Origin of the sequence: Aeromonas sp. R6-1 (genome assembly GCF_040908165.1) — a bacterium.
GTDB classification, from domain to species: Bacteria; Pseudomonadota; Gammaproteobacteria; order Enterobacterales; family Aeromonadaceae; genus Aeromonas; species Aeromonas caviae.
In genome coordinates this window covers 12,242-30,721 of the sequence record NZ_JBFODF010000039.1, presented here as the reverse complement: position 1 = coordinate 30,721, position 18,480 = coordinate 12,242, and the positions used below count along the sequence as shown (strand labels likewise).

The following is an 18,480-nucleotide window of genomic DNA, read 5'->3' as shown; positions in this document are numbered from 1 at the left end:
GGGATTTTTGCGCCGGAACGTGAGCACCATGGTCGCTCTGGGGGGGATGCTTGGATATAATGCGCCCGCTTTTTCCATAAGGATCCATCATGACTCAAGATGAAATGAAGAAGGCGGCCGGTTGGGCTGCGCTCAAATACGTGGTACCCGGCACCATCGTCGGGGTGGGCACCGGCTCTACCGTCAATCACTTCATCGACGCACTGGCGACCATGAAAGACCAGATCAAGGGCGCGGTGTCGAGCTCCATCGCCTCCACCGAGCGCCTCAAGGGTCTCGGCATCCCGGTGTTTGACCTCAACGACATCGATGCCCTCTCCGTCTACGTGGATGGCGCCGACGAGATCAACGCCAGCCGCGACATGATCAAGGGGGGCGGCGCCGCCCTGACCCGCGAGAAGATCGTCGCCGCCGTGGCCGACCAGTTCATCTGCATCATCGACAATACCAAGACCGTCGACGTGCTGGGCACCTTCCCCCTGCCGGTGGAAGTGATCCCCATGGCCCGCGAATACGTGGCCCGCGAGATCCGCGCCCTTGGCGGCAACCCGGTGTGGCGTGAAGGGGTGGTGACCGACAACGGCAACATCATCCTGGACGTCAAGGGCATGGCCATCACCGATGCCAAGGCTCTTGAAACCCGCCTCAACAGCATCGTGGGCGTGGTCACCAACGGCCTGTTCGCCCACCGTGGCGCCGACGTTGTGCTGATCGGCACCCCCGAGGGTGTGATCACCAACTAAGGCCCGCTCCCCGGACCTCTCCCTCCGGGCAAGCCCCCGCCCAGGTCAGTCAATCTGACTGCCCCAAATGGACAACGGCGCCTCATGGCGCCGTTTCTGGTTATCCCTCAATGGCTTGTAGCAGCACATCTGCAACAATCGTTGATAACTTCAAAGAATTTGACTTTCGTCACAAATATTCCCTCTCCCAAACGTTTTTGCTACTTTACGGTTTTCTTCACACTGCAAGCCTGAACGCATTTTTCAAAACAATAGAGGGAACGTCATGACAGCCAAGTTTTCGCTGGACAAGGATAAGATCAAGGTACTGCTGCTGGAGGGAGTCCATCCCAACACGGTGGAGACCTTTCGGGCAGCCGGCTACACCAATGTGGAATATCTGAAGACGTCCCTGTCGGAAGAGGAGTTGATCGAGCGCATTCGTGACGTGCATTTCGTGGGCCTGCGTTCACGCACCCAGATCACCGAGAAGGTGCTGGATGCTGCCACCAAGCTGGTGGCCATCGGCTGCTTCTGCATCGGCACCAACCAGGTCTCCCTCGACGCCGCTCACGTGCGCGGCATCCCCGTCTTCAACGCCCCCTTCTCCAACACCCGCTCCGTGGCCGAACTGGTACTGGGGGAGATCCTGCTGCTGCTGCGCGGCATTCCCGAGAAGAACGCCAAGTGCCATCGCGGCGTCTGGGAGAAGCTGGCCAACCGCAGCGTCGAAGCCCGCGGCAAGAAGCTCGGCATCATCGGCTACGGCCACATCGGCACCCAGCTTGGCATCATCGCCGAGATGATCGGCATGAAGGTCTATTACTACGACATCGAGAACAAGCTCTCCCTTGGCAACGCCATCCAGGTGCCGAACCTGGTGGAGCTGCTCAACATGTCTGACGTCATCAGCCTGCACGTACCGGAAACCGCCTCCACCAAGGATCTCATCGGTGCAGAGCAACTGCGCATGATGAAACCGGGCGCCATCTTCATCAACGCCTCCCGCGGCACCGTGGTGGACATCGACGCCCTGGCCGACGTCATCAAGAGCGGCCACCTCTCCGGCGCCGCCATCGACGTCTTCCCGGTGGAGCCCAAGTCCAACGACGAGGAGTTCCTCACCCCGCTGCGCGGCCTGGACAACGTGATCCTGACCCCCCACATCGGCGGCTCCACCCAGGAAGCCCAGGAGAACATCGGTCTGGAAGTGGCCAACAAGCTGGTCAAATACTCCGACAACGGCTCCACCCTCTCCGCGGTCAACTTCCCGGAAGTCTCCCTGCCCGGCCACAAGGGCTCCAGCCGCCTGCTGCACATTCACCGCAACCAGCCCGGCGTGATGAACCAGATCAACCAGATCTTCGCCGACGAGGGGATCAACATCGCCGGTCAGTACCTGCAGACCAGCAGCGAGATCGGTTACGTAGTCATCGACGTCGAAACCGAGCACAGCGAGAAGGCCCTGGCCCGTCTCAAAGAGATCAATGGCACCATCCGTGCCCGGATCCTGCACTGATAAGCCCTTATCTGCGCAGTAAAAAGCCCGTCGTGATGACGGGCTTTTTTATGTCAGAAGAAAGCTTGCTCTCGCAACCTACCACCAGCCCAGCAGGTTGCGGCCCACCAGGGCGCCCCACACCAGGGCATTGAGGGCCAGGGCGATGAAGACGGCGGCGGAGCCCAGATCCTTGGCGCGGCCCGAGAGTTCGTGATGCTCGGAGCCGATGCGATCCACTACCGCCTCCACGGCGGAGTTGAGTACCTCGACGATCACCACCAGCCAGCTGATACAGACGAGCAGCAGGATCTCGTTGAGGGAGTCACCTATCCAGAATGCCAGCGGCATCAGCAGCAGGATGAGCAGCAGCTCCTGGCGGAAGGCGGCCTCGTTGATCCAGGCCGATTTGAGACCTTTCATGCTGTAACCGGTTGCGTTGATGATGCGGGTGATCCCGGTCGCGCCTGGCTTTGCCACGATAACTACCTCATTTGAAATGGCTTTTGGGTTCACATCCTATCAGAGCCGCCCAAGGTTTCCATCGGGTGACTTTTGCTTTATTTTATTCCCTTGCATTTTGGCATCCCGCCCACCTTATCCACTCGAGAATTGAGTCGTATGTCCATTCACACCGATGAATTGCGCACCCGTCGCCTGGAGGCCCTGATCACCCCCAGCGAGCTGGCGCACGCCTTCCCGTTAACCGACACCATCGCCCAGAACCTGCTGGATGCCCGCCGCCAAGTGGAAGCCATTCTGTCCGGTGAGGATCAGCGCCTGCTGGTCATCGTCGGCCCCTGCTCCATCCACGATCCCGCCGCCGCCCACGAATACGCTCTGCGTCTGAACACCCTGCGTGAAGAGTACAAAGAGAGCCTGTGCATCGTGATGCGCACCTACTTCGAGAAGCCACGTACCATCGTCGGCTGGAAGGGGCTCATCAATGATCCGCGCCTGGACGGCAGTTTCGACGTCAATGAAGGGCTCAAACTGGCCCGCAAACTGCTGGTGGACATCAACGAGACCGGCATGCCCACCGCCACCGAGTTCCTCGACATGGTGACCGGCCAGTACATCAGCGATCTCATCACCTGGGGCGCCATCGGCGCGCGCACCACCGAGTCCCAGGTTCACCGGGAGATGGCCTCCGCCCTCTCCTGCCCGGTGGGGTTCAAGAACGGCACCGACGGCAACACCCGCATCGCCATCGATGCGGTGCGCGCCGCCCGTCACAGCCACATCTTCTACTCCCCGGACAAGGACGGCAAGATGACCATCTACCGCACCGCCGGCAACCCCTACGGCCACGTGATCCTGCGCGGCGGCCACAGGCCCAACTACGACACCGCCAGCATCGACGAGGCGTGCGAGGCTCTGGCCCAGGTGGGCCTGCCTGAGCGCCTGGTGGTGGACTTCAGCCACGGCAACAGCATGAAGGATCACCGCCGCCAACTGCTGGTGGCCCAGGATATCTGCGATCAGCTGCGCCGCGGCCGCACCGGCATCGCCGGCATCATGGCCGAGAGCTTCCTGGTGGAAGGGCGTCAGGACGTGGAGAACGGCTGTGCCGCCACCTTCGGCCAGAGCATCACCGATGCCTGTCTGTCGTGGAGTGACACCGAAACCCTGCTGGCCATGCTGGCAGAAGCCGCCCAGGTGCGGCTGGAGAAAACCCGCCAGGGTTAACGGCTGCGCCATCATCCTTCGGCCAGAGCATCACCGATGCCTGTCTGTCGTGGAGTGACACCGAAACCCTGCTGGCCATGCTGGCAGAAGCCGCCCAGGTGCGGCTGGACAAGCTGGGCTGAACAGCGAATAAAAGCAAAGGGGCCAGTATTCCTGATACTGGCCCCTTATTCTTGCAGGCGGCCGATTACGCTTCGCTAATCGCCCCTACAAACGCTATCTCTCCTCTGCGCCCCGTTCTCAAAGACTCGGCATAAACCAGGTGCGGCCGGCCGCCTCGATACGATCGGTACGGATCTGGAACACCCGCTCCAGCAGCGCCTCGTCGATGATCCCGACGTCCCCTTCCCCCACCACGCGGCCCTGTTGCAGGCAGAGCACGCGATCCGCCCAGTCGATGGCCAGATTGATGTCGTGGATGGCCACCACCACCAGCAATCCCTGCGCGGCCAGTTGCTTGAGCAGTCGCAGCAGCGCCATCTGGTGATGCAGATCCAGCCCCGCCAGGGGTTCGTCCAGCAGCAGCACCCGCCCGGTCGGATTGAGGCTTGGCCACAGTTGCAGCAGGGTGCGGGCGATCAGCACCCGCTGCTGCTCCCCCCCGGACAAGCGGCTGAAGTCCCGTGCCAGCAGAGGAGCCAGTTCCAGGGCGTCGCACACATCCGCTACCGCCTGCGCCTGGGCATCGGGGCCCCCCTCCTCCAGCCCCAGGCTCAGCACCTGGAACACCGGGATGTGGAACAGCTGGGGCTGGCGCTGGGGCAGCATGGCGCGCCGCATTGCAAGCTCGGGCCAGCTCAGGGTCGTGATGGCCTCTCCCCCCAGCAAGACGGCGCCATCGGCGGGCAGCAGGCCCGCCAGGGCCCCGAGCAGGGAGGACTTGCCGCTGCCGTTGGGGCCGAGCAGGGCCACCAGCTGACCACCGGACCAGGCCAGATCCAGGGGGGCGAGGCGATGGGGGATGGCCAGGGCGCGGGCCTCCAGCCGCCAGGGGGCGGGATCAGCGGGACACATCGGCATCTTGCCTCAGCAGCAGATAGATAAAGAGCGGGGCGCCCACCGAGGCGGTGATGACCCCGATGGGCAGTTCACCGGCGTGCAGCGCCGAGCGGGCCACCAGATCGGCCCCGAGCAGCAGGGCGCCGCCCCCCAGCGCCGAGGCGGGCAGCAGGAAGCGCTGATCGCTGCCACCGCACAGGCGCAGCAGGTGAGGCACCACCAGGCCGACGAAGCCGATGACGCCGCACAGGGAGACCGCCACCCCGGTGAGCAGACAGACCGCCAGCACCAGGCGTACCCGCATGCTGTCCACGTTCAGCCCCATAAGGCGGGCCTGGGTCTCCCCCAGCAGCAGTTGTTGCAGTGCCCGCCCCTGCCAGCAGAGCCAGCCGAGGGTGAGGGGCAGCACCAGCCACCACCAGGCGAGCTGCTGGCTGCCGTAGGCGAGGCTGCCCATCATCCAGAACATGAATTCCCGCAAGGCGCCGTCGTCGGCGAAATACATCAGCCAGGTCATGGCCGCATTGGTGAGGATGCCGATGGCGACCCCGAACAGCAGCAGCCGCCCATGGCCGAGCCGTGCCCGGCGTGCGAGACGGATGAGCAGCATGGTCACCACCAGGGCACCGCCAAAGGCCGCCAGCGACAGCCCCCAGCCCGGCAGATAGAGCCCGAGCCCCTTGGCCACCGCCATCGCCACCATGGCGGCGAGGCCAGCGCCGCTCGAGACGCCGAGCAGGCCGGGTTCCGCCACCGGGTTGTGCAGCATCACCTGGAGCACGGCACCGCCGCAGGCAAGGGAGGCCCCCGCCAGCAGGGCCAGCAGGGCGCGCGGCAGGCGCAGCTCCAGCAGGATGCGCAGCTCCAGATCCCCCAGCGGCTGCCAGGGCAGCAGCACGAACTCCCCGAGGGCGAGGGAGAGCAGGAACAGGGCCAGGGTCAGCAACGACAGCAGGAGCAGCCAGCGGCGCTGCCAGCGCTGCTGGCGACGGATGAGAGCGAGATACACGGGATCCCCAAGAAGCGAGGCCCGCCGGGGGGCAGGCAGGAAAGCTGCATGATAACAGCGCGTTACCACCCAAGGTCAAGGCTGGTAGGGCTTGGCCAGCGCCGCTATCTCGCCGCTCTCCACCATGGCTTGCAACGCCTGCGCCAGCTTGGGGCCCAGCTCATGGTGGGGTGAGTGCTTGCTCATCCCGAGGTAGAGCACCACCGGGTTGGGGGGCTGGAAGGGCGCCTTGACGAGGCCGGCGTCGTTGCGCTGGCTCAGGGCGTAATCCACCTGGCAGTCGGTCCCTATCATCAGGGGCAGGTGGCCCCGCTCCACCATGCGCTGCAACTGGTCTTCGGTGGGGACCCCGTGCTTGTCGAGCTGGGTGTCGCCATCAAAGGGGGGGAAGTAGGCGGAGTTGAGCACATAGCCTATCTCGCGGCCCCGCAGATCCTCGTAGCGCCTGAGGCCGGCCACGGCGGCGGGCTTGCCATAGAAGGCAGGCCGGCACTGGTAATAGGACGGCTGCAGGTAGTCGATGAAAGCGGCCCGCTCCTCGGTGTGAGCCAGCCCTATCATCAGATCCGCCTGACCGGTCTGCATCTGTTTGAGTGCCCGTCCCCAGGGCACCCGTTTGAGGGTGAGCACAATGCCGCTGCGTGCCTGCAACTGGCGCAGAATGTCGATATCCAGCCCCTGGAAGTCGTCGTTCTCTGCCAGCATGCGAAACGGCGGCCAGACATCGGTGGCCACCGTCAGGGTCGGCGCACCTTGCGCCCAGCAGGCAAACAACAGACAAAGCGCACCCCAGCTTGTCTTGCCCATCCAGCTTTCGCCTTCTTTTGTTACATCCTTGTGAGCTAAAAATACCCTCAAGCACCACTTATGAAAACCCATGGAGTCGAGATAAAATGCATTGATTTAAAAGGAGAACCTAATGAACCCCATCATGACCAGTATCGGCCTGCTCATCTGCAGCAACGTCTTCATGACGTTTGCCTGGTACGCCCATCTCAAGAGCATGAATCACAAACCCTGGATCATCGCCGCCCTGGTGAGCTGGGGGATAGCCCTGTTCGAATACCTGTTGCAGGTGCCCGCCAACCGCATCGGCCACACCGTGCTCTCCGTCGGCCAGCTCAAGATCCTGCAGGAGGTGATCACCCTCACCGTGTTCGTTCCCTTCTCCATCTTCTATCTGAAAGAAGATCTGAAGTGGGACTACCTCTGGGCGGGTCTGTGCATCCTGGGCGCGGTCTTTTTTGTGTTCCGCGAAAAACTGACCGGCGCCTGAGGCTGTACACTCAAGCCATTCATCATCCCCCAGCCCTTTGAGCGACGAGGCCCCTCATGGAATTGAGAGACATGCTGCAGATCCTGGCCAAACAGGACGGTTCCGATCTCTATCTCTCCACCGGCGCCCCCCCCTGCGCCAAGTTCAACGGCGCCCTGCGCCCCCTCACCCAGGAGCCCCTGGGGCCGGGCGAGGTGGCCCGCATCGCCTACGACATCATGGATCTCGAGCAGAAACAGCAGTTCGAGAAAGAGCTGGAGATGAACCTCGCCATCTCCCTGCCCCAGATAGGCCGTTTTCGGGTCAACATCTTCAAGCAGCGCAATGAAGTCTCCCTGGTGGCGCGCAACATCAAGACCGAGATCCCCCGCTTCGAGGATCTCAAACTCCCTCCGGTGCTCCTCGACACCATCATGGAGAAGCGGGGTCTGGTGCTCTTCGTCGGCGGCACGGGGTCCGGCAAGTCCACGTCGCTCGCGGCCCTCATCGATCATCGCAACCGCAACAGCGGCGGCCACATCATCACCATCGAGGATCCGGTGGAGTTCGTCCATCGCCACCAGAAGAGCATCATCAACCAGCGGGAGGTGGGGGTGGATACCCGCAGCTTCCACGCGGCCCTGAAGAACACCCTGCGCCAGGCGCCGGACGTCATCCTCATCGGTGAAATCCGCGATCGGGAGACCATGGAGCATGCCCTCGCCTTCTCGGAAACCGGGCATCTGGCCATCTCCACCCTGCACGCCAACAACGCCAACCAGGCGCTGGATCGCATCATCAACTTCTTCCCGGAAGAGCGCAGACCCCAGCTGCTCAACGACCTTGGCAACAACCTCAAGGCCTTTGTCTCCCAGCGGCTGGTGAAGACCACGGACGGCGGGCGCCGGGCGGCGGTGGAGGTGATGCTCGGAACCCACACGGTGCGCGATCTCATCAAGCGCGGCGAGTTTGGCGGCCTCAAGGAGATCATGGAAAAATCCAGGGCCCTTGGCATGGTGACCTTCGACAGTACTCTGTTCGATCTGGTGGTCGAGGGGGTGATCGGCGAGGAGGAGGCGGTGAAGAACGCGGACTCCCAGAACAACCTGCGCCTCAAGATCAAACTCTGGCGGGAGAAGGGTCAGATAGGCAACAGCGCGGCGGCGAGCGGCTGGAGCCTGGAGCCCACCAAGGACGAGGGCGACCTCTTCTGAGACGGGCCCGGCGGCCACGAAAAAGGGAACCCTTGGGTTCCCTTTTGCATATGGGCAGGCATCACCCCTTCTGGACCAGCCCTATCTGGCCGGGCTCGCACCACTCGAACGTCACCTCTTCGTGCTTGCCGCAGCAGGAGCCGCCACACAGGCGGCTCTCCCGCTTGGCGACGCGCCCCTTGCGCATCCAGACCCCGAGCATGGCCTCTACCGCATCCTCGGAGGTGTGGAAGTGGCGGGCCAGCGCCCGCCGGCTCACCTTCTTGTGCAGGGCCAGATAGTCCCCCAGTTCACGCAGGATCACAGAATACCCTCCCTCTCGGCGCACTCGCCCCTGACCATGAGCCCCTTCACAGGGTCACCACCTTGCGGGCGACGATGTCGCCGTGACGACGCCCCAGCCACCAGAGCAGCACCAGGGAGAGCAGATAGCTCAGGCTCCAGACCAGGCTCTGCGCCGGGTGGGCGGCGAAGGTCGCCAGTTGATAGAAGAGGGTGGCGCACAGGAAGGCGACGTAGTTGCACCAGGCGGCGGTGAACAGGGCCCACTGGCGACCGGTCTCTCGCACCAGAGCCCCCATGGCGGCGGCGCAGGGCATGTAGAGCAGCACGAACAGCAGGTATGCAAAGGCTCCGGCCACGCCGTCGAAGTGGGTCTGCATGTTGCCGTAGGTGGAGGTGTCCACCTCCTGGGCCTCGGCTGCCGCCTGCTTGTCCTCCAGATCCCCCACCTTGATCCCCATGGGATCGGCGGGGTCGATGTCCGCCAGGTTGGCGGGAATGGTGGCCAGCGCCGCTTTCAGGCTGCCCAGCAGGGAGTATTCACTCTCCTCCTCATCACCGGCGCCGCCGGCGTAGAGGCTGTTGAGGGTAGCGACCACCGCCTCCTTGGCAAAGATGCCGGTGAGGATGCCCACCGTGGCCTGCCAGTTGTCGTCCCGCACACCTATGGGATGCAGCACCGGGGTCACGGACTGGCTCAGCTTGCTCAGCACCGAGTTCTCCTGAGCCTGGTTGCCGAAGCTGCCGTCGGTCCCGAGGGAGTTGAGCACGCTCAGCACCGCCACCATCAGGACAATGGTTTTGCCCGCGCCGAAGATGAAGCCCTTGAGTTTCTGCCAGGTGCGCAGCCCCACGTCCACCGGACGGGGCCACTCGTAATCGGGCATCTCCATCACCATGGAGTCGCTCTTGCCCGGCAGCAGGGTGCTGCGCAGGAAGAGGCCGGTGAGCACCGCCACCAGGATGCCGAACAGATAGAGACCGAACACCAGATTCTGCCCCGACTCGGGGAAGAAGGCCACCGCGAACAGGGCGTAGACCGGCAGACGGGCACCGCAGGACATGAAGGGTGCCATGGCCGAGGTCATCAGCCGCTCGCGCTCCGACCCCAGGGTGCGAGTCGCCATCACCGCGGGCACGGTGCAGCCAAAACCCATCAGCATGGGGACGAAGGCCTTGCCGGGCAGACCGAGGCGACGCATCAGGGCATCCACCACGAAGGCGGCGCGAGCCAGATAGCCGGAGCTCTCCAGCACCGCGAGGAAGAGAAAGAGGCAGCCCACCACGGGGATGAAGGTCGCCACCGTCTGCAAACCGGCACCCACGCCGTCCGCGAGCACGGCTCCCAGCCAGTCGGGGGCACTCATCAGCCCCAGCAGGTGGTGCACTCCGTCCACGAACAGGGCCCCCCCGAGGATGTCGAAAAAGTCGATGAAGGCGCTGCCCACCTTGATGGCGAACATGAACATCAGGTACATCACCAGCAGGAAGAAGGGGATGCCCACCCAGCGGTTGAGCAGCACCCTGTCCAGCCGTTCGCTCTGGGCGACGGTGAGCTTGTCCTGATGACGGCACGCCTGTTGGCACCAGTGGTGGATATGGCCGTAGCGCAAATCAGCGAGTTGCAGGTCGATGTCCTGGGCGTGGTGGGCGCGACTCACCACGTTGTCGGCCGCCGCCTGCTGCCCCGCCGCCAGGGTCTCCTGCATGGCAATGTCTTCCTCCAGCAGGCGCAGGGCGCGGCCACGGCGATGCAGATGATGGGGGGCGAGCAGGGTCTCCAGCTCGGCGATGTCCCCCTCGAGGGGCTGACCGTAGTCGAGCACCAGGGCGGGCTGGGACTGACCGATAAACTGGTGGATCCCCTCTTTGAAGGCCGCCACCTGCTGGCGATTGTGGGCCGAGAGCGACACCACGGGGCACCCCAGCGCCTTGGCGAGCAAGGCCTCGTCGATGGTGATGCGCCGCTTTTGCAGCAGATCCATCTTGTTGAGCACCACCACCATGGGCAGCCCCAGCTCCCGCAGTTGCAGGGTGAGGTAGAGGGAGCGCTCCAGGTTGGCGGCATCGATGACGTTGAGCAGCAGATCCGGCTGCTGGCGCTGGACGAAGCGGCTGGCGATCTGCTCGTCCAGGCTCGCCTCCTGGTTGGCCAGGGCATAGATGCCGGGCAGGTCCACCAGGGTGTATTCCTGCCCGCGGGCAGCAAAGGCCCCCATTTTCTTGTCGACGGTGACCCCGCTCCAGTTCCCCACCTGCTGGCGGGAGCCGGTCAGGGCGTTGAACAGGGAGGTCTTGCCGCTGTTGGGATTGCCCACTGTGACCAGGTTGTAGCTCATACCGGCTCCACCTCGATTTGCTGGGCCAGACTCCGCTGCATGGAGAGGCAGATGCCCTGGCACTGGATCTGGAGCGGGTCTCCCAGGGGGGCGGCCCGCAGATAGAGGATCTCGGTCTGGGGCAGCAGCCCCATCACCATCAGCTTGCGCCGCAAGGCGCGGCCAAGGTGGTTCATGTGCGTGATGCGAGCGCTCTGTCCCGGCGACAGCTCTGTGAGTACCATGACGGGCTCCTGAAGTTAAACAAGAATAATTCGCTTTTAATGGGGGGATTATAAGCTGTGCCCTCAACATTTATTTGCGTAAAATCAAACTCCGCTTAGCTAACCGACAAAGTATTGCCATGAGTCACGACAACAACAGCCGCCTGGTCTACAGCACGGACGGCGGCATGATCAAGGAATCCGCCCCCGCCCAGCACGCCTCCCCCTTCCCCGCCGACGGGGTCGTGCGCATCCGCCGCGAGACCAAGGGACGCAAGGGGGCCGGGGTCATCAGCATCCACGGCGTTCCCGCCGACCAGCAGAAGGCCCTCGCTACCCTGCTCAAGAAGAAGTGCGGTACCGGCGGCGGTCTCAAGGAGGGGATCATCGAGATCCAGGGGGACAAACGGGACCTTATCAAGGCCGAACTGGAGAAGGCCGGCTTTCAGGTCAAACTGGTGGGGGGATAATTCCCCATCCCGCGCCTTGCCTCACCGGGGGTTTTTCCCTAGAATGCCCGCTCCCATCGAGGGGGAGTAGTCTCGCCACGGACCCGTTTCGTGCGCGATCCTGATCAACATACTTGGTGCCAACTCACCATGGTCAGGGTGATCCGGGCAATGCCGGATTTGACAAGACCTTTGACGGGCCAGTGCCAAAACCGGGGACGGATGGCGCAGGCTTGTCTTTGGTTTATAACAATTCCGTCCCCCGGTCATTTTTATGGAAGCCTTGTTAACCTCCACCATCAGCGTTGCCATCGCCGAGATCGGCGACAAGACACAGCTGCTGGCCCTGTTGCTCATCTGTCGTTTTCGCAAACCCTGGCCCATCATCGCCGGCATGCTGGCTGCCACCCTGCTCAACCACGCGGGGGCCGCCTGGATAGGGGAATTCATCAGTCGCTGGATGGATCCCAAGGTGATGACCTGGCTGGTCGCTGGCGCCTTCATCGCCATGGCCGCCTGGATCCTGGTGCCGGACAAGATGGACGATGAAGAGAGTTCCCTGGACAAGTACGGCCCCTTCATGGCCACCTTCGTGCTCTTCTTCATCGCCGAGATCGGTGACAAGACCCAGATAGCCACCGTGCTGCTGGCAGCCAAGTACGACTCCCTGATCCAGGTGATCACCGGCACCACCCTCGGCATGATGCTGGCCAACGTGCCCGTGGTGCTGCTCGGCAAGCTCGGGGCCGACAAGCTCCCCCTCAAGGGGATCCGCATTGCCTGCGCCATCCTCTTTGCGGGGCTTGGCATCTCCACCCTGATCTTCGCCTGACCTCCATACAAGCCGGCGGGGGATCAGCGTGAGCACTGATCGCCACCGCCGCCCCGGATGTCCTTCAGGCCCCCTCCTCACGGCGGGGGCCTTTTTAGTACAAAGACATGGCCCCGTGCCGCGACCTGTGTCGCAGCGCCGACGGCGCCCCTGCCCCGAGACGCGGCGCCGTGCCATAATGCCTTATCTTTCAGGCATCACGGCTTCAGGAGCCCCCATGCACCTCACCTCACGACAGACCCTGCTCGACTGGGTCAGGCGCGGCCGCCTGCCACGGGCCTCGCTGCCTGCCGCCCTGGCACTGTGCGATCTGCCCCCCGGCCCTGCCCGCTGGCAGTGGCTGTTCGACAGGCTGCTGCTCTGGCTCGGCTGCCTCTGCCTTGGCGCCGGCCTCGTCTTCTTCGTCGCCTTCAACTGGCAGGCCCTGGGGCGCCTCTCACGTCTCGCCCTGCTGGAGCTGCCGTTGCTCACCATGCTCCTGGTGCTCTGGCGCAAACCCATGAGTGATACCCCGCGCCAGGCCCTGCTGCTGGCCCTGGCCCTCAACCTCGGCGCCCTGCTCGCCCTGGTGGGCCAGACCTACCAGACCGGCGCCGACCCCTGGCAGCTCTTCGCCACCTGGGCCCTGATGCTGCTGCCGCTGGCGGCCCTTGGCAGAAGCCCGCTGCTCTGGACCCTGGCCTGGCTGCTCGGTCAGCTCGCCCTGGTGCTCTACTGGCGGCTCGGCCTTCTCGATCTCTTCTTCTCCTTCAACGAGGAGGCCCTCGGCTGGTGCCTGACCCTGCTCAACGCCGCCCTCTGGGGTCTGCTCATCCTGGTGCCCGCCCGCTACGCCCTGATGCCCTCCTGGCTCGCGGGGCTGGCCGCGGGGCTCGGCATCACCCTGCTTACCCTGCTGGCCCTGTTCGATGCCGCCTCTCCCTGGGTCTGGCCTGCCTGGCTCGCCTGGCTCGGCGCTGCCTACCTGCGCTGGCACCACAGGTTCATCGCCGGGCTCGCCATGGGGTGCCTGAGCCTCATCGCCGTGATCCTCGCGGCCCTTGGCAAGTGGATGGAGCCGGACATGAACGGCTTCTTGCTGCTGGCCCTCATCGCCATCGGCCTGTCGGTGATGGCCAGCCGCTGGCTGCAACAACAACGGAGGCAGCATGTCTGATCTCACCCCCTGGGAGCGCCTGCGTGCTGCCCAACTTGTGGAAGGGGATGCTCCCCGGGATGAACAGCCCCATTGGTCGGGCCGTTTTCTGCTCGGCATGGTGGGCTGGATAGCCGCCCTCTTCCTGCTCTTCTTCCTCTTCATGGCCTTCGAGCAGCTGACCCGCGACCCCAACAACGCCCTCACCATGGGGATGGTGCTGATGGCCGCCGCCCTCGGTCTCAACCGCATGGCGACCCGCAGCGATCTCTGGGATCAGTTCGTGCTGGCGCTGGCGCTGGCGGCAGATGCCTGGCTGCTCTACGGCCTGCTGGACAGGCTCGATCTGAACGTCGCGTGGCTCTGGTTCGGTCTGACCGCCTTCTCCCTCGGGGTGGCCGCCCTGTTCGAGCACTGGCTGATCAGGCTGTTCCACAGCTTCGCCGCCGCCATCCTGCTCACCCTCGCCCTCGCCTGCCTCGGCATGCACCTGCTGGCCCTGCCGCTGGTGATGGGCGCCGTCGCCCTGTGCTGGCTGCAGGCGGAGCGCGATCCCGCCCGCCATCTGCTCTATGAATCCCTCACCCTGGGGCTGGCACTCTCCCTGCTGGTGCTGGGACGGCTGCACCACCCCCTGTGGGAGGGAGGCACCAGCGTGCTCAATGAGCTCGGCAGCTCCCGCCTGCCTCTCTGGCTCAATCCCCTGCTCTGCGCCGCCCTGCTGCTCGCGGTCATGGTTCGCCTCAGGCTGCCGCTGCGCTACGGGCTGCCGCTGGTGGTGATCAGCGCCATCATTCCCGGCATGGGGGCTGGCGCCCTGGTGCTGGTGCTCGGCTTCTACGCCGGCAGCCTGGCCCTGATGACCCTGGCAGGCCTCCTGCTGCTCGGCTTTGGCTCCCTCTATTACTACGATCTGGGGCTGACCCTGATGACCAAGTCCTGGCTGCTGCTGGGCTCGGGGGCCCTGCTGCTCGGTACCCGTCAGTGGCTCAAGCACCTTCACAACGGGAGCCCCTCATGAGACGCCTCGCCTTTTTGCTGACCGGTCTTGCCCTGCTCGCCGGCATCAACGCCGCCGTCTGGCGCTTCGAGCACGCCATGAGCCAGGGGGAGGTGGTGCTGATCGAGCTGGCACCGGTCGACCCCCGCTCCCTGATGCAGGGGGACTACATGCGCCTGAACTACGCCCTCGCCCGCCAGCTGGCGGGCCGCCAGGCCGCCATCGGCCCCCACACCCTGGTCGTTCGCCTGGATGAACATCAGGTGGTGCACTGGGTAGAAGAGGGCAAGCCCGAGGCCCCTGGCCCGGGGGAGCGCCTGCTCAAGGTGCGCCAGCGCGACGGCCAGTGGTTTATCGGGCCTGACGCCTTCTTCTTCGAAGAGGGCACGGGAGATCAATATGAGTCGGCCCGCTACGGCGAGTTTCGTCTGCAAGAGGATGGCAGCACCCTGCTGGTGGGGCTGAGGGACGAGGCGTTCACCCCCCTGGGTCACACCCGCCCGGCCTGGTGAAAAGGGGGCGCCGACACGGTTGTGAGTGGCGAGAGAATGACGGCCCCCGGCGGATAACGTCTTCGCCGGGTGGCGAAACGCCGTGACTTGGCAACACTTGAAACTGGGCACTCGGCAGCAGGACGGTCAGGATGAACATAGACGTTGCAGTCCCCCTTCGCAGACTGGTCGCCTGCGCCGCCCTCGCGGCCATGGTCTGGGGCACTCCCGTGACCCAGGCCAGCCCGGCGCTCGCCAGCCTGCACTACCTCACCGAAGAGTACAAACCCTACAACTTCACCGGGGAGGATGGCGCCCCGACCGGCTTTGCCATCGACCTGCTGCACCTGGTGTGGCAAAAGACCGGCACCCCTGTCCAGCCCGTCAGCATCCTCCCCTGGGCCAGGGGCTACTACCTGCTGACCCAGAAACCCAATGTGGTGCTCTTCTCCACCGCCCGCACCGAGGCGCGCAATCCCCTGTTCAAGTGGGCCTGCCCCATCGGCTATGCCGAGATAGTGCTGATGGGGCTCGCCAGTCGCCCCCTGACCTTGACCCGCCTGGAAGATGCCCAGCGCTACACCATAGGCGCCGTGCGATCCGATGTGGGGGAGCAACTGCTGCTCAACGCCGGCTTCGACGAGCAGAAGATCATGACCGCCAACCGCCTCTCCCAGGCCCTGCGCATGCTCACCTCGGGCCGGGTCGAGCTGATCTCCAGCAACAAGTCCACCCTGCTGGATCTCATCAAGACCCAGCAGCTGGATCCCGCCCAGTTCGAGGTGCGCTGGATGTTGAGCTCCGAGCAGTACTGCTTCGCCTTCAGCCACCCGGTGGACGATGCCCTGGTCAGGGAGTTCCAGATCGGCCTGACCCAGGTGCTGGCCAGCAGCGACTTCCAGCAGCTCCAGCACAAATACTTCCCCTCCCCCTGACCCCTTCCCCCGCCGGGGCCGCCAAGGCCCCGGCCCGCCTTTGAGCCAGCGCACGAAACCCGTTTAATGTTCGCCACTTGCAACGACAAGGGGTGACGCAGACCGTCCTGGGTCCGTAATATAGGGTGCAGGAGCCTGTTGGCCCCTTTTTCACGGCAAGGGGCAGGGCGCACGCTGGCAGCGACAGTCAGGGGCGGCAGCGTGCCCGCTGGTCGCCTTCATCGGGCAGCGCCGCGCTCACGCCCTTCCCCGCCATCTCTCCGATCTCTTGGGAACACACATGCACAACACAGCGAAATGGTTGATGAGTCTCTCGGTCTGCGCCCTTCTGATGGCCTGCGGCGGTGACAAGACCACCGGCAAGGCCTGTCTCGGGTCAAACAACGACACCCTGGTGGAGGGGATGCAGGACAAATGCAAGGCGGGGGACATTGTCGCCACCAAGCACCCGGCCTATTTCTGCGATTTCAACTACGCGGTCACCTTCAACAGCTACAACTCCGCGATTTGCGTCTACTCAGGTGGTCTGAAACCGGAGAGAACCACGGAAAAATCATGACTGGCGACCCATTTCCCCCGTCTGACACGAAGAGGGCGGCAGAATATGTGGTCAATGCCCGGGCGGCGGTACCGCCCAGGCCATCCGGGGGCGGCTTCGCCCCTATTTCACCCGCATCAGACGGTGATGCTGCCCGGCGCACTCGAGCTGGAGCACCTGGGATCGGGCCATGGCCTCCACCCTGGCCAGCATCTCGGCGCTGTAGCCTTTGCGGCGCATCCATTGCAAGGGCTCCTCGAAGCCCCCTTCGTTGACCACGAAGGTATCTGTGTAGGACTCCTTGACGATGCTGACCACCCAGATGCGCTGCTGAAACTCGCAGAGTCCGGCCACCAGGGTGGCCGCTCGCCCGGCAAGGGCGCGCACACGGCGGGCAAGAAGATGAACCATGGTATGGGCTCCGAACCGATAAAAGGGATAACAGACTGGCACCCGGGTGGACGCGCCACCCTGTGCCCTCTCAACCCGCCCCGCTGCTATCGCGGGGCAGACACCTGACTGGAAGGGGGCGGGTTACCGCCCTCCCCTGCGGCCCGGCGCTGGCGCTTGACCACATACATGCTCGCATCGGCCCGGTTCAGCGCCTCCTCGACGCTGACCTCGGCCGGCATCACGGCCACCGCCCCCACGCTGGCACCGGGATAGTGGACCACCTTGTCCCCCACCGGCAGTGACAGCACGCTGTGCTCGAACAGGCGCTGGCGAAACGCCGCCACCGCCCCGTCCAGCGTGTCGGCGCCCGGGAAAGGCCCCATGCCCACGGCCACGAACTCGTCCCCCCCAAAGCGGGCCAGCAGATCGCCGCCGCGCAGGGTCTCGCTCAGTTGCCGCGCCATGGCGGTGAGCAGCCTGTCCCCCGCCTCGTGGCCATGCTCGTCGTTGATGGCCTTGAAGCCATCGAGATCCACAAAGGCGATGAGCACCGGATGCCCCGCCCGCTCCGACAGGGAGAACAAGCGGGTGAGCTCCAGCATCAGGGCGCGGCGATTGGGAAGCCCGGTGAGGGGGTCGGAGAGGGCCAGGCGCGAGAGCTCGTCATTGGCCTGCTGCAATTGCCGCAGCAGTTGCTCCCGCTCCACCTGTTCGGCAATCAGGTGCGCGAAGAAGGCGATGAGCTGCTGCGCCCCCGCCACCGCGGGCTTTTGTTCGGTACTGGCGCCGCACAGGGTGCCATAGAGGGAACCGGTGGAGGTGCGCACCGGGCTGCTCAGATAGGAGCGAATGCCGAGCTCGCTGGCCGCCTGGGAGTCCCCCCACAGAGCGGCGACGTCATCGGTGTAGCCAATCTCATCGTCGATGGCACGGCGACACAGGGTATCGCTCCACTCCACCGTCATCCCCTCGGGGATCTGCAGCCCGGCCGCATTGCGGGCAAACAGAACATGCTGGCTGCTTTGCCCGAGGTCAATCTCGGTGAGATAGGTCGACTCCAGCCCGGTCACCGACTCCAGCATCTCCAGCAAAGGGCGGGTCAGGCTCTCCAGATCCCGCGCCTTGATCACCTGCTCCGAGAGCGCCAGCAATAACTTGTCCATGCCTACCTCCACAACTGCGTGCATGTAATGGGCGACCACCTTAGCCAACTCGGGGCGGGCCCGACAAGCGGGAGACCGCGATTGACCGGGGGAAAGATCGATTTGTTCACATTTTGGCATAACCGGCCCCCAAGCGGCGTCGCCATGCGGAACACAGGGACACAACCCTGCCCTCGCCCCTGGGTGCCGGGTCGATTCCCGCCGCGTATTCGCCCACGGTAATCATCCCCTCTCCCCTTGGGGGAGAGGGTCAAGGTGAGGGGTCACTAGCCTGATTGGCATGGCTTCGCCATGCAGGACACGAGGACTTCGTCCTCGACGGGGTTTCGCCCGC

The 18,480-nt window shown here is 64.4% G+C and carries 21 protein-coding genes; 12 read left to right on the top strand and 9 right to left on the bottom strand.

All coding sequences use genetic code 11. The annotated features are described in order from the left end of the window. Nucleotides 1-89 precede the first annotated feature (89 nt). Both rpiA and serA read left to right on the top strand, forming a co-directional pair. Nucleotides 90-743: a ribose-5-phosphate isomerase RpiA gene (rpiA, locus tag AB5Y68_RS11665; protein WP_039040383.1), complete on the top strand. Its 654-nt coding sequence runs from the start codon at nt 90-92 to the stop codon at nt 741-743. 265 nt (nt 744-1,008) lie between these two features. Beyond that, nucleotides 1,009-2,241 (top strand): phosphoglycerate dehydrogenase, encoded by a 1,233-nt coding sequence (gene serA, locus AB5Y68_RS11660; RefSeq protein ID WP_039040384.1) that lies wholly within the window; start codon nt 1,009-1,011, stop codon nt 2,239-2,241. Between the two features lie 78 nt (nt 2,242-2,319). Here the strand turns inward: serA and AB5Y68_RS11655 are convergent, their stop codons facing one another. After that, entirely contained in the window at nt 2,320-2,700 is a 381-nt protein-coding gene (locus tag AB5Y68_RS11655) for a diacylglycerol kinase (RefSeq protein ID WP_039040385.1), read from the bottom strand. A gap of 141 nt (nt 2,701-2,841) precedes the next feature. Between AB5Y68_RS11655 and AB5Y68_RS11650 the strand changes: the two genes are divergently transcribed. Continuing rightward, the gene (locus AB5Y68_RS11650) at nt 2,842-3,909 is read left to right on the top strand and encodes a 3-deoxy-7-phosphoheptulonate synthase (RefSeq protein ID WP_041213104.1); all 1,068 of its coding nucleotides are present in this window, start codon (nt 2,842-2,844) and stop codon (nt 3,907-3,909) included. 240 nt (nt 3,910-4,149) lie between these two features. Here the strand turns inward: AB5Y68_RS11650 and AB5Y68_RS11645 are convergent, their stop codons facing one another. The 3 genes from AB5Y68_RS11645 to AB5Y68_RS11635 form a co-directional block, all read right to left on the bottom strand. Continuing rightward, nucleotides 4,150-4,923 carry an ATP-binding cassette domain-containing protein gene (locus AB5Y68_RS11645; protein WP_039041214.1) on the bottom strand — a complete coding sequence of 258 codons (774 nt, stop codon included), beginning with the start codon at nt 4,921-4,923 and terminating at the stop codon, nt 4,150-4,152. Further along, entirely contained in the window at nt 4,910-5,917 is a 1,008-nt protein-coding gene (gene btuC, locus AB5Y68_RS11640; protein ID WP_039041213.1) for a vitamin B12 ABC transporter permease BtuC, read from the bottom strand. The genes AB5Y68_RS11645 and btuC overlap by 14 nt, the downstream gene beginning before the upstream one ends. Before the next feature lie 75 nt (nt 5,918-5,992). Next, nucleotides 5,993-6,724: an ABC transporter substrate-binding protein gene (locus AB5Y68_RS11635; RefSeq protein ID WP_039041212.1), complete on the bottom strand. Its 732-nt coding sequence runs from the start codon at nt 6,722-6,724 to the stop codon at nt 5,993-5,995. Between the two features lie 112 nt (nt 6,725-6,836). Between AB5Y68_RS11635 and AB5Y68_RS11630 the strand changes: the two genes are divergently transcribed. Both AB5Y68_RS11630 and tapW read left to right on the top strand, forming a co-directional pair. After that, nucleotides 6,837-7,193, top strand: coding sequence for a DMT family protein (locus AB5Y68_RS11630; protein ID WP_010675200.1), 357 nt, complete (start codon nt 6,837-6,839; stop codon nt 7,191-7,193). A 56-nt stretch (nt 7,194-7,249) separates the two neighbouring features. Beyond that, complete coding sequence (tapW, locus tag AB5Y68_RS11625) at nt 7,250-8,386, top strand: type IVa pilus ATPase TapW (RefSeq protein ID WP_039041211.1); 1,137 nt, start codon at nt 7,250-7,252, stop codon at nt 8,384-8,386. 61 nt (nt 8,387-8,447) lie between these two features. On the opposite strand, the gene AB5Y68_RS11620 is transcribed toward tapW, so the two are convergent. The 3 genes from AB5Y68_RS11620 to AB5Y68_RS11610 are packed head-to-tail and all read right to left on the bottom strand — an operon-like array spanning nt 8,448 to nt 11,231. After that, nucleotides 8,448-8,690: a FeoC-like transcriptional regulator gene (locus AB5Y68_RS11620; protein WP_039041210.1), complete on the bottom strand. Its 243-nt coding sequence runs from the start codon at nt 8,688-8,690 to the stop codon at nt 8,448-8,450. Between the two features lie 46 nt (nt 8,691-8,736). Then, nucleotides 8,737-11,007 carry a Fe(2+) transporter permease subunit FeoB gene (gene feoB, locus AB5Y68_RS11615; RefSeq protein ID WP_039041209.1) on the bottom strand — a complete coding sequence of 757 codons (2,271 nt, stop codon included), beginning with the start codon at nt 11,005-11,007 and terminating at the stop codon, nt 8,737-8,739. Next, nucleotides 11,004-11,231: a FeoA family protein gene (locus AB5Y68_RS11610; RefSeq protein WP_010675204.1), complete on the bottom strand. Its 228-nt coding sequence runs from the start codon at nt 11,229-11,231 to the stop codon at nt 11,004-11,006. Before AB5Y68_RS11610 ends, feoB begins: the two co-directional genes overlap by 4 nt. Before the next feature lie 119 nt (nt 11,232-11,350). Here AB5Y68_RS11610 and AB5Y68_RS11605 point away from each other — a divergent pair, with 119 nt between their 5' ends. The 7 genes from AB5Y68_RS11605 (at nt 11,351) to AB5Y68_RS11575 (ending at nt 16,611) form a co-directional block, all read left to right on the top strand. Further along, nucleotides 11,351-11,680 carry a translation initiation factor gene (locus tag AB5Y68_RS11605; protein WP_039041208.1) on the top strand — a complete coding sequence of 110 codons (330 nt, stop codon included), beginning with the start codon at nt 11,351-11,353 and terminating at the stop codon, nt 11,678-11,680. 253 nt (nt 11,681-11,933) lie between these two features. Further along, a complete protein-coding gene (locus tag AB5Y68_RS11600; RefSeq protein ID WP_010675206.1) occupies nt 11,934-12,491 on the top strand; it encodes a TMEM165/GDT1 family protein in 558 nt (185 codons plus the stop codon). A gap of 217 nt (nt 12,492-12,708) precedes the next feature. Continuing rightward, entirely contained in the window at nt 12,709-13,647 is a 939-nt protein-coding gene (locus AB5Y68_RS11595) for a DUF2157 domain-containing protein (protein WP_039041207.1), read from the top strand. After that, entirely contained in the window at nt 13,640-14,647 is a 1,008-nt protein-coding gene (locus AB5Y68_RS11590) for a DUF4401 domain-containing protein (RefSeq protein WP_039041206.1), read from the top strand. Before AB5Y68_RS11595 ends, AB5Y68_RS11590 begins: the two co-directional genes overlap by 8 nt. Then, on the top strand, nt 14,644-15,138 hold the full coding sequence (locus tag AB5Y68_RS11585; protein ID WP_039041205.1) for a GDYXXLXY domain-containing protein: 495 nt from the start codon (nt 14,644-14,646) through the stop codon (nt 15,136-15,138). The genes AB5Y68_RS11590 and AB5Y68_RS11585 overlap by 4 nt, the downstream gene beginning before the upstream one ends. A 191-nt stretch (nt 15,139-15,329) precedes the next feature. Then, entirely contained in the window at nt 15,330-16,052 is a 723-nt protein-coding gene (locus AB5Y68_RS11580) for an ABC transporter substrate-binding protein (protein ID WP_039041220.1), read from the top strand. 280 nt (nt 16,053-16,332) lie between these two features. Continuing rightward, the gene (locus AB5Y68_RS11575; protein ID WP_029314742.1) at nt 16,333-16,611 is read left to right on the top strand and encodes a hypothetical protein; all 279 of its coding nucleotides are present in this window, start codon (nt 16,333-16,335) and stop codon (nt 16,609-16,611) included. A gap of 102 nt (nt 16,612-16,713) precedes the next feature. Here the strand turns inward: AB5Y68_RS11575 and AB5Y68_RS11570 are convergent, their stop codons facing one another. Beyond that, nucleotides 16,714-17,001: a hypothetical protein gene (locus AB5Y68_RS11570; RefSeq protein WP_039041204.1), complete on the bottom strand. Its 288-nt coding sequence runs from the start codon at nt 16,999-17,001 to the stop codon at nt 16,714-16,716. Between the two features lie 86 nt (nt 17,002-17,087). After that, nucleotides 17,088-18,146 (bottom strand): sensor domain-containing diguanylate cyclase, encoded by a 1,059-nt coding sequence (locus AB5Y68_RS11565; protein ID WP_052258922.1) that lies wholly within the window; start codon nt 18,144-18,146, stop codon nt 17,088-17,090. Nucleotides 18,147-18,480 lie beyond the last annotated feature (334 nt).